16 protein-coding genes and 2 pseudogenes are annotated in these 14,903 nt (G+C 60.0%); 16 read left to right on the top strand and 2 right to left on the bottom strand.

All coding sequences use genetic code 11. The features are described from left to right. Positions 1-286 precede the first annotated feature (286 nt). On the top strand, positions 287-514 hold the full coding sequence (locus VSR34_RS22810; RefSeq protein ID WP_342963624.1) for a hypothetical protein: 228 nt from the start codon (positions 287-289) through the stop codon (positions 512-514). A 9-nt stretch (positions 515-523) separates the two neighbouring features. Further along, complete coding sequence (locus VSR34_RS22805) at positions 524-919, top strand: hypothetical protein (RefSeq protein ID WP_028215626.1); 396 nt, start codon at positions 524-526, stop codon at positions 917-919. Between the two features lie 130 nt (positions 920-1,049). Here the strand turns inward: VSR34_RS22805 and VSR34_RS22800 are convergent, their stop codons facing one another. Continuing rightward, complete coding sequence (locus VSR34_RS22800) at positions 1,050-1,172, bottom strand: hypothetical protein (RefSeq protein ID WP_342963623.1); 123 nt, start codon at positions 1,170-1,172, stop codon at positions 1,050-1,052. A gap of 343 nt (positions 1,173-1,515) precedes the next feature. Between VSR34_RS22800 and VSR34_RS22795 the strand changes: the two genes are divergently transcribed. From VSR34_RS22795 to VSR34_RS22775, 5 genes are all read left to right on the top strand, one after another. After that, positions 1,516-3,876 carry a hemagglutinin repeat-containing protein gene (locus tag VSR34_RS22795; protein ID WP_342963622.1) on the top strand — a complete coding sequence of 787 codons (2,361 nt, stop codon included), beginning with the start codon at positions 1,516-1,518 and terminating at the stop codon, positions 3,874-3,876. Continuing rightward, positions 3,873-4,205: a hypothetical protein gene (locus tag VSR34_RS22790; protein ID WP_036019239.1), complete on the top strand. Its 333-nt coding sequence runs from the start codon at positions 3,873-3,875 to the stop codon at positions 4,203-4,205. Before VSR34_RS22795 ends, VSR34_RS22790 begins: the two co-directional genes overlap by 4 nt. A gap of 685 nt (positions 4,206-4,890) precedes the next feature. Beyond that, a complete protein-coding gene (locus tag VSR34_RS22785; protein WP_342963621.1) occupies positions 4,891-5,202 on the top strand; it encodes a hypothetical protein in 312 nt (103 codons plus the stop codon). Positions 5,203-5,658: 456 nt separating this feature from the next. After that, on the top strand, positions 5,659-5,898 hold the full coding sequence (locus tag VSR34_RS22780) for a hypothetical protein (RefSeq protein ID WP_028212421.1): 240 nt from the start codon (positions 5,659-5,661) through the stop codon (positions 5,896-5,898). Between the two features lie 305 nt (positions 5,899-6,203). Then, on the top strand, positions 6,204-6,536 hold the full coding sequence (locus VSR34_RS22775; RefSeq protein ID WP_036019264.1) for a hypothetical protein: 333 nt from the start codon (positions 6,204-6,206) through the stop codon (positions 6,534-6,536). 62 nt (positions 6,537-6,598) lie between these two features. Here the strand turns inward: VSR34_RS22775 and VSR34_RS22770 are convergent, their stop codons facing one another. Then, positions 6,599-6,901 (bottom strand): hypothetical protein, encoded by a 303-nt coding sequence (locus VSR34_RS22770; RefSeq protein WP_342963620.1) that lies wholly within the window; start codon positions 6,899-6,901, stop codon positions 6,599-6,601. A 750-nt stretch (positions 6,902-7,651) separates the two neighbouring features. Here VSR34_RS22770 and VSR34_RS22765 point away from each other — a divergent pair. The 9 genes and pseudogenes from VSR34_RS22765 to VSR34_RS22725 all read left to right on the top strand — a co-directional run bounded on the left by VSR34_RS22765 (position 7,652) and on the right by VSR34_RS22725 (position 14,858). After that, positions 7,652-7,891, top strand: a complete 240-nt coding sequence (locus VSR34_RS22765) for a hypothetical protein (RefSeq protein ID WP_028212423.1) — start codon at positions 7,652-7,654, stop codon at positions 7,889-7,891. 423 nt (positions 7,892-8,314) lie between these two features. Next, a complete protein-coding gene (locus VSR34_RS22760; RefSeq protein WP_202905097.1) occupies positions 8,315-8,521 on the top strand; it encodes a hypothetical protein in 207 nt (68 codons plus the stop codon). Between the two features lie 73 nt (positions 8,522-8,594). Then, positions 8,595-8,819 (top strand): annotated as a pseudogene (locus tag VSR34_RS22755) (ISL3 family transposase); the annotation flags it as partial. A gap of 349 nt (positions 8,820-9,168) precedes the next feature. Next, positions 9,169-9,342: a hypothetical protein gene (locus VSR34_RS22750; protein ID WP_238327873.1), complete on the top strand. Its 174-nt coding sequence runs from the start codon at positions 9,169-9,171 to the stop codon at positions 9,340-9,342. Between the two features lie 40 nt (positions 9,343-9,382). Beyond that, positions 9,383-9,592, top strand: coding sequence for a hypothetical protein (locus tag VSR34_RS22745; protein ID WP_028212425.1), 210 nt, complete (start codon positions 9,383-9,385; stop codon positions 9,590-9,592). A 359-nt stretch (positions 9,593-9,951) separates the two neighbouring features. Continuing rightward, positions 9,952-11,688 (top strand): annotated as a pseudogene (locus VSR34_RS22740) (ShlB/FhaC/HecB family hemolysin secretion/activation protein). 34 nt (positions 11,689-11,722) lie between these two features. Then, positions 11,723-12,592 carry a hypothetical protein gene (locus VSR34_RS22735; protein WP_342963619.1) on the top strand — a complete coding sequence of 290 codons (870 nt, stop codon included), beginning with the start codon at positions 11,723-11,725 and terminating at the stop codon, positions 12,590-12,592. Between the two features lie 276 nt (positions 12,593-12,868). After that, a complete protein-coding gene (locus VSR34_RS22730) occupies positions 12,869-12,997 on the top strand; it encodes a hypothetical protein (RefSeq protein WP_342963618.1) in 129 nt (42 codons plus the stop codon). Between the two features lie 466 nt (positions 12,998-13,463). Further along, positions 13,464-14,858 (top strand): MFS transporter, encoded by a 1,395-nt coding sequence (locus tag VSR34_RS22725; RefSeq protein WP_042289949.1) that lies wholly within the window; start codon positions 13,464-13,466, stop codon positions 14,856-14,858. Positions 14,859-14,903: the final 45 nt, after the last annotated feature.

Here is a 14,903-nt window from a genome sequence, read left to right as displayed (position 1 = left end):
GCGACCGACACACCTTCTCGCGCTACTTGGAGCCTTACGAACTGATGGATCATCGTTGGTATCCCCAAGTCCTTAACAGGTGACAAATCGCGAGAGTCGACGTCTGAAAGGCTAACGCGGCTTAGCGCTGTAATTTCTTGCCACAAACAGTGGAGCTACCGGGACAGTTTGGGACTCGATTACCGCAACGCAGCCTAATTATCCTGGGTCCGTCATCCCACAATCTTTTGAAATGTCTCTGCCGAACGGGCAAAGCGTTTGGGTGCACGGGAACGCGACGGAGCACATGGCCGAATATGCGCAGATGGTGGCGAACAACAATCCCCCCGGTGTGGTTCAGCTAACGACGCAGCAGCAGCTTTCGAGCTTGCAGAGCGCGGTGAATACTGCGACTCAAGGTGGCATGCCTTACAATCAATTGATCAACGTTGGCGGTTGGGAATTGAAATTTGCACCGCCACGGCAGCCTGGGCAGCTTCCTGCTCTCATCCATGCTTTACCCACCGGCAAGTAATATCGGGACATGGAAATCAAGATCGAAAAGCCATTCCGTTTGTACCTTGATGTTGTCGAGACAGACGAACACGTGCCGTCGATGCGAATGCAGATCGTGATCGATGTGCAGCAGTTTGGACACAGCCTTGAATATCGAGGGAGCGTGTGGTTTGACTGCTCTGTTTGGGACACGTTTGTCGCTGGTTTGAACAGCGCTGATGATGGGGAAGCCCAACTCGTCGACATGGGCGGCCACTTTACTTTGCGGCTTGGGGCGGTTTCTGGAAAGCCGGCGATTTCGTGGGAGATGAGGAAGGCAGGTGTAACGGGAGCCGTTGCCACGGCTGCCTTTCGTTCACCGATTGATGAGGATACCTTGGCGCACGTGAAAAATCAGTTTGTGCGGTTTGATCGTTGGTGGTAGCCAGTCAAAGTTCGCGTTCGATGCGTCGACTGTCGATGGCAGCAGGATAGGCGTGTGCCGGTTATTGCCCGGACAGCAGCAGTAGGACGAACCCGGCCGCAGCCGGGTTTGTTGCTATGTGCGATTGGATTCAGCCGTGGTCGGGCGTGATGGAGAGACAGTTGTTGCGGTAATCGAAGGAGAGGAACACACGCTGTCCGGGGGAGAAGCCAGCGCATCCGAGCCAGATGTCGGCGAGCTGCATCCAGGGCATGTAGGGTTGCTGAAGGTCGGGCGTGGGTCCGCAATCGGGCGAGTTGCCGAGGACTGGTCTGGCGCACGTATGAGCGTGGGGTTTCGTGCGAGACGGACGTGCTTTATGATTGGCGTCAGCCATGATCGACTCCTGTTGCGAGTTGATGGTGGTCAGCGGGTCGTATGGGCTGCAACCCATGCGGCCCGCGCTTCGTTTACGGCGCGGGAGACTCCTTTTACCTGGGAATACAGATTAATTGTAAGGCGAGGCTGTCGGGGTAACAATAGGCCGGATGGCCAGGTATGAGTGGTGTGAAAGCAGGCAGTGCGGGGCTGTCGCCCCGAAGGCAAGGATTGCAGCCGTGCAGACTGCCAACCAGATGCGCAAGGACGTGCAGCAGACGAAGGGGGATGTGCGACTGGATGCACTGGCCGCCGCAACGACCGGACTTGCCGGAAAGAACGCCTACGATGCGGTGGCAAGCAACCCGTCGCAGCTTGGCGGTGTCGGCATCAACGTGTCGCTCGGCACGAGTCACAGCAACAGCAGTTCGACCGCGACTTCAACGACCGCAGCGGGCAGCACCGTGGCGGCTGGGAATAACCTGACCATCGCGGCTTCCGGCGCGGGTGCCGACAGCAACATCAACGTTATTGGCAGTAACCTGAAGGCTGGCAACAACGCCGCACTGCTCGCGGATGGCGGCATCAACCTGCAGGCCGCACAGAATTCGGATAGCCAGAAAAGCACCAACAGCAGTTCCAGCGGTTCGGTTGGCGTCACGTTCGGGTTCGGCCAGCAGAACGGCATATCCTTCCAGGCGGGCGCGTCCGCGTCGAAGGGCAACGGCAACGGCAGCGACACGTCGTACACGAATACGCACGTAAGCGCAGGCAATACGCTCACGCTCCAGTCTGGCGGGGACACGAATCTGATCGGTGCTGATGCGCAGGGTACCCAGGTCGTCGCCAAGGTGGGCGGCAACCTGAATATCGAGAGCCTGCAGGATACGAGCCACTACGATTCGAGGCAGACGGGCGGTGGCGTCTCGGTCAGTGTGTGCGTGCCGCCGATCTGCGCTGGCAGTTCCAGCGTCGCAGCTAACTTCAACCAGCAGAAGCTGAACAGCAACTACGCCAGCGTGACGGAGCAGTCCGGCATCCAGGCAGGCGACGGCGGCTTCCAGATCAACGTCAAGGGCAATACCGGTCTCACGGGCGGCGTGATTTCGAGCAGCGATGCGGCGGTTGCGAATGGAGCGAACAGCCTGACGACCGGCACCCTGACCTACAAGGACGTGCAGAACCAGGCAAGCTACAGCGGCTCCTCGGTCGGGATAAGTGGTGGTTATGGCGGCGACATCGGCAAATCGTCGTCGGGAACCGCGACGAACGTCAACCCCGTGCCCGGTACGACCCTGCCAGGCAGCGGCGGTTTGACGATGGCGCCCCCCGTTGCGCTGGCTGCGTCGGGCGATGCGTCTTCAACCACGCACAGTGCAATCAGCGGTGGCGCGATCACGATCACGGACAGCGCCGCCCAGCAGCAGTTGACGGGCCAGACCGCAGACCAGGCTGTCGCGGGGATCAGTCGCGATACCAGCAGCACGGCAAATCCGCTTGCGCCGATCTTCGACAAGGACAAGATCGAGGCGGGGTTCGACATCACGAGCCAGTTCGTGAATCAGGTCGGGACGTTCGTCAACAACCGCGCGAAGGAAGCCGACGCGGCGAAGCGGGTTGCCAACGATCCGAATCTGACGCCCGATCAGCGCGCTGCAGCGCAGCAGCAGGCGGACCGGATCAATGCGGACTGGGGACCTTCCGGCTCGTATCGCCAGGTGCTGACGGCGCTGAGTGTGGCGGCCGGTGGTAACGTGACGGGTGGTGTGGGCCAGTTCGCGCAGGCGGCAACCGTGGCCTATGTCCAGGAACTGGGTGCGAATGCGGTCAAGCAGATTGCCGATTCACTCGACAGCGATACGGCGCGCGCGGCCCTGCATGCCATCGTGGGGTGCGCGGGTGCAGCGGCGAGCAGCCAGACATGCGGTGCCGGTGCGATGGGCGCAGCGGCGAGTTCCGTGCTTGGGTCGCTGCTGGGGCCGACGAGCGATATGTCGGCGGCTGATCGTGAAGCGCGCGAAAATCTGGTGAACAGCCTGGTCGCGGGCATTGCTGCTGCGGGTGGGGTCAATGCGGCCACGGCAACTGGCGCGGCGCAGATTGAAGTCGAGAATAATCAGGTGGCACCTCCCATGTCGTCGCCGCCGCCACCGTGGTTGGCAGGGTTACTCAAGCTACCGGGGTACAAGGGTGAGACGGCGGGCAAGGGCGATGGGGCCATCGTCGATAATGCGACGCAACTCGACGACAGCGCGAAGGCAGGGTCGTTGATCTATCCGATGCCGGATGCGAAGCAGCTTGGCGACTGGATCACAGCGATCATTCCGGATCAGGTCAAGGGGCTGGTTGATTACGTATTCACGGCGACCGGTGGCGATGGTCGACAGGCAAATCCCGCCAAAGCGGACAGTCCAGTATGGCAAGGGTTGCGGGGCGCTGGGAATGGTGTTAAGACCGACGGTGATCGGCTCTATGAGTGGGACTACACGCACAACGACATTGAGGTCTATGACAAGCGTGGCCGCCATTTAGGGTCTGCGGACCCTGTAACCGGTGAGCTATATAAACCGGCAGTTCCTGGGCGACGATTGAATCGGTGAAGAAAATGGAAAAGCGCGATTTACTTGACGATCTGAATGCCAAGCGGCTGACAACTGATGACGCTGAGAAAATTTACGATTGGTACATGGACAACCTGACCGTCGCCGATCCTCCCGTTGCTGAAATGCTGGGGTTCTCCAAGAAGGAATGGACAGCCCACGCTCTTGGAGCACCCTTCGAAGTCATAGCTAAGTGGCGCAAGTGCGGCTGGCCAAATAAGTGCTTCCTCTGTGGAGGGGTAATTGAATCCGACGATTACGGGTGGTTTCCACGTGAGCATGAAGGAGAGTATGGGCTACGACATATTGTTTGCCCGACGATCGTCTAGGTGACCCGGAAGTGCTATTGAAGTGGAGAACAATCAGACCGCTCCGCCTCCCATGCCGCAGATGGCAACCCCGCGTGGCTGACAGGATTCAAGCTGCCGGGATTCAAGGGTGAGACGGCGAGCAAGGGGGATGGCGTAATCGCCGATCCGGCTACGCAGCTTGATCCAAGTGCCAAGGCTGGGCCGCTGGTGACGCCGCTGCCGGACGCCGCTGCCGGACGCCAGGACGATTGGCGACTGGATAACGGCCATCATCCCGGATCATGTCAAGGGGCTGGTTGACTATGTCATAACGTCGGTGGGCGGGTCAGAATCCCGTAAAGCCACAAACACGTCGGTCAGCCAAGCGGATCTAGATACACTTGCGGCGAACGGCGTGAAATTTACCCCGCAGAACGTCCTTGCGACCGGAACGACGCCGGACGGCAAGGTGGTCTTTCTTGAGACTGGTTCGTCGAGTGCAGGTCTTACATATCATCGAAGGACATGGTGTCGACTTTGCGAACAAGGGCATTGCTCAGTCCGACATCCCTTCTGTTGTCATGGAGGCTGTTACACAAGGCACGCTGGTCGGAACTAATGGTTCTGCGCCCGTATATCAAATCACGTATGGCGGAACCCCGAAATACATCTCGGTCGGAGTGAGCTCAAATGGGTTCATCGTTCGTGCCAACCCAGTTAGCACATGGAAACCTTTGAAATGAAGACATTTCGATTGGGCGCGGTTTATGGCGCTCCCCCTATCTTCAATCCTGACGTTGACGAGATAGGGTATGTGAAGCCGTCAGACCTTCACGTGTCGCCTCATCTGCTTGCTCAACTGGATGAGTGGAATGACGAGTTCCAACAGACGTTCTCCGACGACTATCCGCCGGACTCTGGGTTCAATTCTGAAGACGACCGAAAACGACACAATACGCGCGGTGCCGAGCTCGCTACGCTTCTTAAGCAGGAGCTAGGGGCAGGCGTGCGGATTGAGTTCATACCGCTCAGGTAGCTCCACGTCGAGCTCGGGTCTCTGGGAAACGAGAACAGCGAACCCTCGTCAACGCCGGGATGAAGATTTGTTGCCACAAACAGCATTCCGCGTGCTGTGGCCACACCATATGGCGATGCGCTTCAGAGCACCGACGCCGCTGCAATCGGAGCGCGCACGCAGGTTGAACAAGGTGCTACGCTGTACCGAATCGGCACGATGGGAAAGAGCCAAGCGGCAGAAGCACAGTTTTGGTCTCTCGAAAATCCATCTTCACCAGGCTATGCGGAACGCTACGGGATACCTGCTGAGAATGTCTCGAACTCGAACTTCGTTGAAACAGCTACAGTTAAGCCGGGTACGGTCTTCGTGACGCGTCCCGCGCCTGCCGTGGGAGCAAACCCGGGAGGGGGAATTGAAGTTGTGGTCCCATCGGGCGGCGTACAAATGAAATCGTTCAGCACGCATTGAACCCCTATGAATGCATACGACTATTACGGTGAAGCAAGAGCACTCGCCGACGTGCTAAAAAATGCCGGATTTCCTGCTTACGGGTCCGACATCTTGGGAGCAATGGAGGAGGGGGAAACCGGAACAGAGATTTTTATGATGATGAGGGCGCGACTAGCAAATTTGTTGGTTGATGGGAAGCTGCCGCCAGATCTGATAGCGCGCGTGCGTGCGTTGCACGGAAGGTTGAATGATGTACTGACGTGATCACCTGCAGCTAGGCACACGGAGTTTGTTGCCACAAACACGGCAACAGAGGGTAATCCAAACATTCAGTTCGGGGCCAACGACAATCAGAGCAGCCATACTTTCCGTCACGTTATCAGCGGCGGCTATGATGCAACCGCAGTTCAAAATGCCGTGACAGGTGACCTCAACAATATTGGAACATCGTTACCTCAGGGGCAGTACACAGGCACAGTCGTTGTGAATGGGACGACCTTCAACTACAGTGCCTACAAGCTCCCCAACGGCACGATTAACGTTGGGCGAATTACACCACCGAGATGAACATGGGCACCGTAAGATCGTTGAAAGATGATGAAAAGGCGCTCCTAATTGCGCTGATCGTAGGGAAGCCTCAGGGAGCGCAGCTTCTCGGTTCTCTTGTTAGCGCTCGTGTTGAAGAAATGAACGATGGTGGAATGGGGAGCCTGCGTTTTTGCGCCTCCGATGAGAGGCCTCGCCGGCTTGGCATGCAGTTGGTCGAAAAGGAATTCATCGATAGCGATGGCATACCGATTATGGTTGCCATCAACTTGGACGAGCATGGTGATCTCTACGAGCTCGATATATGGAAGGTTGATTTCTCACCATTGAAGCAGTTTCCGAAGCTGGCCCAATGAACCGGTGTGCACCTGAAACGAGACCCGACCGCAGCCGGGTCTGTTGTTACGGGCGAGCCGATTCAGCCGTGGTCGGGTGTGATGGAGAGACAGCTGTTGCGGTAATCGAAGGAGAAGAACACGCGCTGTCCGGGTGAGAAGCCGGCGAGTCCGAGCCAGATATCGGCGAGCTGCATCCAGGGCATGCAGGGTTGCTGAAGATCGGGCGTGGTGCCGTGATCGGGCGAGCTGCCGAGGACGGGTCTGGCGCTGGTGCGGGTGTGGGGTTTCGTGCGGGACGGACGTGCTTTATGATTGGCGTCAGCCATGATCGACTCCTGGTGCGAGTTGATGGTGGTCAGCGGGTCGTATGGGTTGGCGCCCATGCGGCCCGCGCTTCGTTTACGGCGCGGGAGACTCCTTTTACCTGGGAATGCAGATTAATTGTATGGCGAGGCTGTCGGGGTAACAATAGGCCGAATGGCCAGGTGCAGGCGGTGTGAAAGCAGACAGTGCGGGGCTGTCGCCCCGAAGGCAAGGAAGATCCAGCGGCCTGCGGCCGGAGGACCTGGAGGGGCCGGGGGTAAATCGTCTGCTGCCCGTCATCCCTGCGGGCTGCCGGTCATCAGCCGATTCAACATAACGCCGGGAAATTAGCAACGGCCGGCGGTGTCGTTGCCAATTGACGTTATGTCTTGCGCCCCCGGCCCGGCTGGTGCTGCGCAGGGGGAGTCAGTGGCCGCGTTGCGGCCAGGGGCCTGGAATACGAAAAAGACAAAGCCAGTGCGCTGCGCGCAATAACGAAGGGCCCCGCCCGCCCGGAGTCTGCTGCGCTCGGGCTGCGGCCCTGTGGGCCTCCGCTCCGTGCTCGCAGCCTCCTCCCCGTCCGCCCCCGGGGAGCTCCCTCATTAGCCGCCTGACGGCGGAAATCAACGACACGAAAACCCCGAAGCGCGGTTCGTCATGCGGTGCAAGCCGCCATGTCGTCTTGCACCGCATGACCGAGCGTCTAACACCAGCGTCCGTCAAGGCCAGGCCCTTCGGGCGCGCGTTGCGCGGCCTTGACGGGGTAAGTGCCGGACCTACTGCGAAGGTGATCGGGAGACTTGCACTGCTGCCAACACAGGAGAAACACCATGCAGGTTGAAATGATTGCGGAGTTCGTGGCGCTGTGCGAGCGTGAGCAGACCACGCCGGAGGCAATTCTGAAGTGCTTCATGCGGGATGTGGTGTCGGTGGCCGAAGGCAGGCATGAGCCTGGGGGCACGGCGGTGGGTGTGGCGCAGTCGTATGCGTGGAGCTACTTCATGCGCGTGGTGCATCCGGAGGCGTGCTACTCGCGCCATGGCGAAATGGTCAGGCAGCGGTTGCGGTAATCGAAGGCGAAGTGCATGCGCTGAGTGGGCATGAAGCCCGCGCGTTGCAGCCAGATATCGGCGGTCTGCGTCCAGGGCATGAAGGTAATCAGGCGGCCGGCAAGGGCGATGGGGTCATCGTCGATAAAGTGCGGCAAATGCGGCTAACGGTACACGTCGGAATAGCCAACTGGCAGCGGAGCAGATTGCAAATGGGCACGCATTCGATAAGCACGTGATTGACCAAAATGAGTTTGGCGGTTCGATCACGACCCAGCAGCAGTCGCGGGTCAGGTCGAGAGCATACTGAACAACCCTTCGGCGACGAAGCAGCTGAGCAACGGGCGCTCGTACGGGTATCGTCGTCATCCGGAACCCGAATGCAGCGGACGGCGGAACTGCGTTTAAGCCGACGAACGGGAAGACCTACTTCGATAATTTGAGATGGCTATGAAGATCAGGAGAGTCAATGAGGATGCTGAGATCGAGCTTCAGCACGACGAGCTGCTTGTACTCAACGCAGCTCTTAACGAGCTCTGCAACGGTATCGACATATTCGAGTTCGAGACTCGTATTGGAGCATCGCGGGCACGAGTGGAAAGTTTGATGAAGGCGATTCAATCGGTGCTCGATCAAATCGAGAAAAGATAGCGGGTTCGCGTAGTTAACCCGAGGAAGATGCGGGTCAAGTACGGGCGCGAGCCCTGCGAGAGAACGAGAAACGATGAGCCAGCCCCGACTGTTTGAAGCCGCCTTGGGAATCAAGGCACCGTGGTACGTGCAAGGCGTTGATTTCGATGCTGCACGGCGTGAACTGATCATTGCTGTGGCCTTTGTCGCGGGCACGCGCTTTCCCTATTCCGGCGTCACTAGCGAGCATCCGGTTCACGACACCCAGATCAAGCGGCTGCGGCACCTCAATTTCTTCCAGCACGAATGTTATCTGGAGTGAGAGACGGGGGCGGCTGGGTGGGCGTATCGGCGAGTTTTGCCGGCCATGGCCGGGGCTCGTCGTTTCGACGGGCACGGTGAGTGACGCGCCGGTGGGCGTGCGGATCGTGGCGGGGCACTTCCGCGAGGACTTGTGTCTGCTGGCGGGCGAGGCGATCGAGGCGCGCCGCCGTCTCCCATCGACCCGGCCGTGTGAGCCGGGTTGGGAGCGGTCACGGCGGGTCGTCCCACCCGAAGAGTTCGGCGAGTCGGTTGAAAATCATCTAGCAGGCCTCCCACCGCTGCCCTGACGGGCGGCGGGGTTAATGTGAGTTTGCCAAAACCGCTTTAACCGGAAGGAGGACATCATGAACTATAGCGGCATTGACCTGCATTCTAACAACAGCGTGGTGAGCGTGATCGACGAAACAGACCGCGTGGTCGCCGAGAAGCGGCTGCCAGAACGAGCTGGCCAGGATCCTGACGTTCCTTGCCCCGTGGCAAGCCGAACTGGCTGGCGTCGTTGTCGAATCGACGTATAACGGGTACTGGCTTGTCGACGGCCTGCAGGCTGCCGGCATCGTGGTTCATCTGGCCAACACCACCGCGATCAAGAAATACGATGGGCTCAAGCACAGTGGCGATGAGACCGACGCGCGCTACCTCGCTCACCTGTTGCGCCTCGCGATACTCCCGACAGGGGCCATCCTGCCACCACAACAGCGTGCCGTTCGTGCGGCGGTCCTGGCCTTGCTGCTGGTCGCCAGCCTCGTCGGGGAGGCGGAGAAATAATCCAGCACGCATTAAATGAGTGACCAAAATCATCAAATACTGTCAGATTAACAAAAATTCAGATTCATCCGATAGTGATCCGGTATCGATCTGATAGCCTCGTCAGTCAAACGACTAGTTGGATTGGCAAGATCTGAGGAAGCTGAAATTGCGAAGCTATTGATCGAGCATATCGTTTCAGCCAAAAGGGATTTCCCCGGCGACTTCGCTGTTTTTACACTGGACGCTCGATAATCCAGAATCGCCATCTCGTCAACCAGTCCTATTTTTAGGACCAGATACGAAGGGGCGTCGCGCGCTATCGGCCCCCCTCGCTCAACGTCCCGCTTCTTTTTCTGGGGCGTTCAATTTAATAAGTAATGGAAAATAAAAAGATACTTACGGGCTTTCCGCTCGCGGTTCTCGTCCCTCTCGCCGTCCACGCGCAAGTCCCTCCAGACGTAGCTGCTCGAACAAACGCCGAACAGCAACAGCAGGTGGAGCAGCGCCGCGACGCGCAGCAGCGCGAGGCGGCCGTCGCCGCGCCCGTTGTCCGCTCGATGGCGCCCGCAGCAGGGGGGTACCCCGCACTGCCCGTCGAGACGCCATGCTTTCGTATCGATACGTTCGACGTTGAGGTGCCCGACACGCTGCCCGAGATGAGCCGGGCGAAAGGCGCGTCCGCGTTGCCGATGGACCCGTTCGCATTCCTGCACGACTGGCTACGGCACTACGAGGGGCAATGCGTCGGCGAACAGGGCCTCGATCTTCTGACCAAGGGTTTGCAAGGCGTCATCCTGAGCCGTGGCTATGTCACGACGCGGGTTCTCCTGCCGGCGCAGGATCTCTCAAAGGGGACGCTCAAGTTCGCCCTCGTACCGGGCGTTATCCGCGATCTGAAGTTCGCCGACGCTGATACGCGCGGCACCCTCAAGACCGCGTTCCCAACGCGCGACGGCGACGTACTCCAGTTGCGCGACCTTGAGCAGGGCCTCGAGCAGATGAAGCGCGTACCGAACCAGGATGCGGCCATGCAGATCGCACCCGGCACCTTGCCCGGTGAGAGCGACGTCGTCGTGACCGTCAAGCGTACAAAGCCGTGGTCACTCGTCGTCTCGGCGGACAACTCGGGGACCGACGAGACGGGGCGATACCTTGGCAATGTCTCGCTTGCTCTGTATAACCTCCTTGGCCTGAACGACGTACTCTCGGGCGGCTACAACCAGGATCTTCAGTTCGGCAACCACTCCCTCGGTACGCACGGCTGGAATGCCTCGTATTCGGTTCCCTGGGGCTACTGGACCGGCACACTTTTCGGCTATACGAACACCTACCATCAGCAGATCGCCGGGGTAAACCAGACATTCGTATCGAGCGGCAACGCGCAGACGGCGGGCCTGAAACTGGAGCGGGTTTTCTATCGCAGTCAGAGCGACAAGTCGGGTGTCGAGTTCCAGCTTATCAAGCGATGGGGTGCGAGCTTTATCGAGGATACCGAAATACCTCAACAGCACCGGGACAACACGTTCATCGAGGTCGGGCTGACGAACCGCCATTACTTCGGCGCGGCCCAGTTCGACGGTACGCTCGCCTATCGCCAGGGAATCGGCGCGTTCGGCGCGATGCCGAATTCGACAAGCGGCCCAACGTATTACTTTCACATGGCGACGCTCGACGCGAACCTCTCGGTTCCGTTCGCGGTCGCTGGGTAGACGCTTCGCTACGTCGGAACCGTCCACGGCCAGTTCACGAACGACGAGCTCAACTATATCGACGACCTGACGATTGGTAGCCGCTATACGGTGCGCGGATTTAGCGGTCAAACGATGCTCGCGGCGGAAAAAGGCTTCTACTGGCGCAACGAGCTCCAGTATCCGCTCGGGCAGTCAGGACAGGTTCTCTATGCGGGTATCGACTACGGTCACCTGTGGGGTCCTGCGACTTCTATTCTCGCCGGTACACAACTCGCGGGCGCGGCTATCGGCGTTAAGGGTACGGTACCGACGCGGCTCGGCGCGTATAGCTACGACGTGTTCGCAGGTACGCCGATCCATGCGCCGTCCGGCTTTCCTGCGCCGCGCGTAACGCTCGGTTTTCAAGTGACGGCGCAATTCTGATGAACGGTTCAGCAACCTTAAGGAGATAACAACGATGGGAAAGAGTAAATTGCTCGCGGTTTTGATGACTGCCTCCGTACTGCTGGCTGCATGCGGTGGCGGTAACGGGAGCGGCCCGAATGCCGCTACAGACGGAGCGGCGTCAGCAGCCTCCGCCCCTGGCGGAGCCTCGGCACCGCAAGCTTCGGCCCAGACGGCGTGCCGACCGGACGGGAACTTTACCTATTCGGGATCGGCCCCGCAGGTGGCGGCGAACAACGGTCAACTGGCTGTGGTTGTTGTGCCGACTTTGCCGGCAGCGTATTCGAAGAACAGGTACATGACCGTATCGAATGCGCCCGCATCGAGCCAGGTTCAACAGACAGGTGGTGCTTTTACCACGCTTGCGTCATCGGCTGCGGCGACCGACTGCCTTGGGCTTGCCAAGGGTGCGGTGACGGAAATTCAGGGCGTCGGTAGTGATGTCGCGATTGGCCGTTGGAATCAGGCCATGGATACGGACGGCAATACCTATACGTTCGCGCAGGGCGTTCACTATGCGGTCGGCACGCCGCTGTCGTTGTCCGCGACGAGCGGCGCGCTCGCATGTACCCAACTGATCGCCGACACGGTGGCGAGCGATGATAGCGCGGCAATCGGTACGCTCGGAACGGCGACGGCTACGCTTGATCTCGCCACACGCTCGCTGAACAATCTGAGCCTGCCGATCAATCTGGCGGGTACCCAGTATGCGCTGACGAACTCGCAGTCACCGTTGAATGGCATTTCGACGACCGGGCAGTTGTCCGTTCAGTCGGTTGTCGTGGGGCACGACGCGACGCAGCCGCTGGTTGCCGTCGGTTACTCGGCCACGTTGCCGAACAAGGAGGGGATTGGTGGCGTTGTCGTCTTGCAGTGCCAGTAAGGTGCCTGGGCCGGAATGATCAGGATTGGATTAAGTTCCCAGGCCTGTTCACGATGATTTCCCTCGCTTCGTCCGATCCGCTCGAAACACTTCGTCGAATATGGTACGAAGGTCCTCTCCCTTGCAAGGTCGAGGCGACGCAGAACACCATGCAATCGTCGAGCACGTATCAGGAGAAAACCTCGGGCCTCGGGACGAGCGGACTGACCGTTACGGTCGGCAGCAACAAGCTCGCTACGACCGACCAGGAATCGAGCGTCACGAATTTCGACGGGCATGGTGAGGGACGTGCCGGTGGGCGTGCAAATCGTGGCGGGGCACTTCCGCGAGGACTTGTGCCTGCTGGCGGGCGAGGCGATCGAGGCGCGCGGCGCGCCGCCGTCGCCCATCGACCCGGCCGTGTGAGCCGGGTTGGGCGCGGTCCCGGTGGGGGCCGAACTGTATCTCCTCTTTCACAAGGCTTGGGCGTGTCTTTCAATCAAATAAAAACAGAGCCCGGCCCTCGATATGCCACGACGCTTCCTCGTTTCGGGCAAAGCAAATTCGTTGCGTGAGCAACGAATCGATGTATCCTGCATCTAATCATCCCATCTGCTTGCGTGGCCGGTCCCATCGGCGGCCACTTCGACGGCTCCGCCGCCGCAATCGCATTGGCCCGCGGGCATTCGCGCCCGGCATGACGCGTCCCGTGTCCAGCGGGCACATTGATCAGACGAGTTTCCCTAAGTGAAAACGATGATGACTTTGGCGCGAGTTATTCTTGCGCGCCCAAAAGTTATGCTAGAGAATCCTTTAAAAATCCCACAGACGCTTTGTGGCATACAAACGGCGAGCGACCTGCTACCTGACGCTCACCTCGGAGACACCACAAATGAAGGAACTGACCGCCCAGAACGTGGGAGCCAGGTCTGAAGCCGGCTGGTATCGCAGCTGGTTCCTGCTGCTTCTCGTTTTGATCTACGCATCGAGTTTCGTCGACCGCATCATCATCGCCGTCGTGGGTCAGGCGATGAAGATCGATCTGAACCTGAGCGATCTGCAGCTGGGTCTGCTCAACGGGCTTGCGTTCTCCATCTTCTATTCGCTGCTCGGCCTGCCGATCGCGCGCATTGCGGAGCGGTTCAATCGCGTCGCGCTGATCGCGCTTTCGATTGGCGCGTGGTCGATCATGACGGCGCTGTGCGGCACGGCCGGCGCCTATTGGCAGTTGCTTCTGTACCGCCTTGGCGTCGGCATTGGCGAAGCGGGCAGCACGCCTACCGCGCACTCGCTGATTTCCGATCAGTTCGGCCCGCGCCGCCGCGCAAGCGCGCTCTCCATCTATGCGCTCGGGCCGCCCATCGGCGTGCTCGCCGGTGCGCTCGGCGGTGGCCTGATGGTCCAGCACATGGGCTGGCGCCCGGTGTTCTTCGTGGTCGGCCTGCCGGGGCTCATCTTTGGCCTGCTCGCCTGGATCACGCTGCGCGAACCGAAGCGCGGCGGGGCGGAGGAGGGCGGCATGCACGCCGCGGCTGCGGTACCGCCGCTGCGCGAGGTGCTCAAGGTCCTGTTCGGCAGCCGCGCGTTCGTGCAGATGCTGCTCGGCACCGTGATCGGCGGATTCGCGCAGTACGGCATCAACCTGTTCATCCCGGTTTACCTCAACCGCGTGTATGGCCTCAGCTTCGCGCAAGCCGGCCTGATCTTCGGCCTCATGATCGGCGTGGGCGGCATTGTCGGCAACATGCTCGGCGGCCTGCTCGCCGACTCGCTGGGCGCGGGCAACCGCCGCTGGTATGCCTGGGTGCCGGCGCTCGGCACGGCGATTGGCTTCCCGCTCGTCGCGTTCGCCTTCACGCTGGGGGAATGGCCCGCCGCCGTGACGCTGATCTTCATCGCCACCGTCATGCTGAGCATGTGGAACGGCCCGACCTTCGCAGTCGTGCACGGCATCGTCGAACCGCGCATGCGCGCCACGGCATCGGCCTGCGTGTTTCTGCTCATGAATCTCGTGGGCCAGGGCCTCGGCCCCACAACCGTAGGATTCCTGAGCGACCGGCTTGCCTCGCGCTTCTTCACGCAGGGCCAGTTCAAGCTGGTTTGCGCGGCGGGCGGCCCGCACGGTCCGCATGGCGCGGCAGCGGCGGTGCAGGGGCCGTTCGCGGCGGCGTGCCACGACGCCTCGGCCTACGGCATTCGTTACGCGATGCTGGCCGTGAGCGTGGTGCTGCTGTGGTCCGCCGCGCATTACTTTCTCGCCTCACGTCATCTTTCTCGCAGCAAGTAGTTCGAAGCCGTCGGCAGCCGACGGAAATAGACCGGCAATAAAAAG

The organism is Paraburkholderia sp. JHI2823, assembly GCF_038900695.1.
GTDB lineage: Bacteria > Pseudomonadota > Gammaproteobacteria > Burkholderiales > Burkholderiaceae > Paraburkholderia > Paraburkholderia mimosarum.
Note: the sequence above shows the minus strand (reverse complement) of the source record. Positions and strands in the feature narration are given on the sequence as shown.

Excerpts from the sequence above, each read along its gene's own strand:
- VSR34_RS22780 (WP_028212421.1), top strand. The coding sequence starts at position 5,659 with ATGAATGCATACGACTATTACGGTGAAGCAAGAGCACTCGCCGACGTG.
- VSR34_RS22770 (WP_342963620.1), bottom strand. The coding sequence starts at position 6,901 with ATGGGCGCCAACCCATACGACCCGCTGACCACCATCAACTCGCACCAG.
- VSR34_RS22730 (WP_342963618.1), top strand. The coding sequence starts at position 12,869 with ATGGTGAGGGACGTGCCGGTGGGCGTGCAAATCGTGGCGGGGCACTTC.
- VSR34_RS22785 (WP_342963621.1), top strand. The coding sequence starts at position 4,891 with ATGGAAACCTTTGAAATGAAGACATTTCGATTGGGCGCGGTTTATGGC.
- VSR34_RS22800 (WP_342963623.1), bottom strand. The coding sequence starts at position 1,172 with ATGCCCTGGATGCAGCTCGCCGACATCTGGCTCGGATGCGCTGGCTTC.
- VSR34_RS22765 (WP_028212423.1), top strand. The coding sequence starts at position 7,652 with ATGCAGGTTGAAATGATTGCGGAGTTCGTGGCGCTGTGCGAGCGTGAG.
- VSR34_RS22775 (WP_036019264.1), top strand. The coding sequence starts at position 6,204 with ATGGGCACCGTAAGATCGTTGAAAGATGATGAAAAGGCGCTCCTAATT.
- VSR34_RS22750 (WP_238327873.1), top strand. The coding sequence starts at position 9,169 with ATGAACTATAGCGGCATTGACCTGCATTCTAACAACAGCGTGGTGAGC.
- VSR34_RS22810 (WP_342963624.1), top strand. The coding sequence starts at position 287 with ATGGCCGAATATGCGCAGATGGTGGCGAACAACAATCCCCCCGGTGTG.
- VSR34_RS22805 (WP_028215626.1), top strand. The coding sequence starts at position 524 with ATGGAAATCAAGATCGAAAAGCCATTCCGTTTGTACCTTGATGTTGTC.
- VSR34_RS22735 (WP_342963619.1), top strand. The coding sequence starts at position 11,723 with ATGGGAAAGAGTAAATTGCTCGCGGTTTTGATGACTGCCTCCGTACTG.
- VSR34_RS22760 (WP_202905097.1), top strand. The coding sequence starts at position 8,315 with ATGGCTATGAAGATCAGGAGAGTCAATGAGGATGCTGAGATCGAGCTT.
- VSR34_RS22725 (WP_042289949.1), top strand. The coding sequence starts at position 13,464 with ATGAAGGAACTGACCGCCCAGAACGTGGGAGCCAGGTCTGAAGCCGGC.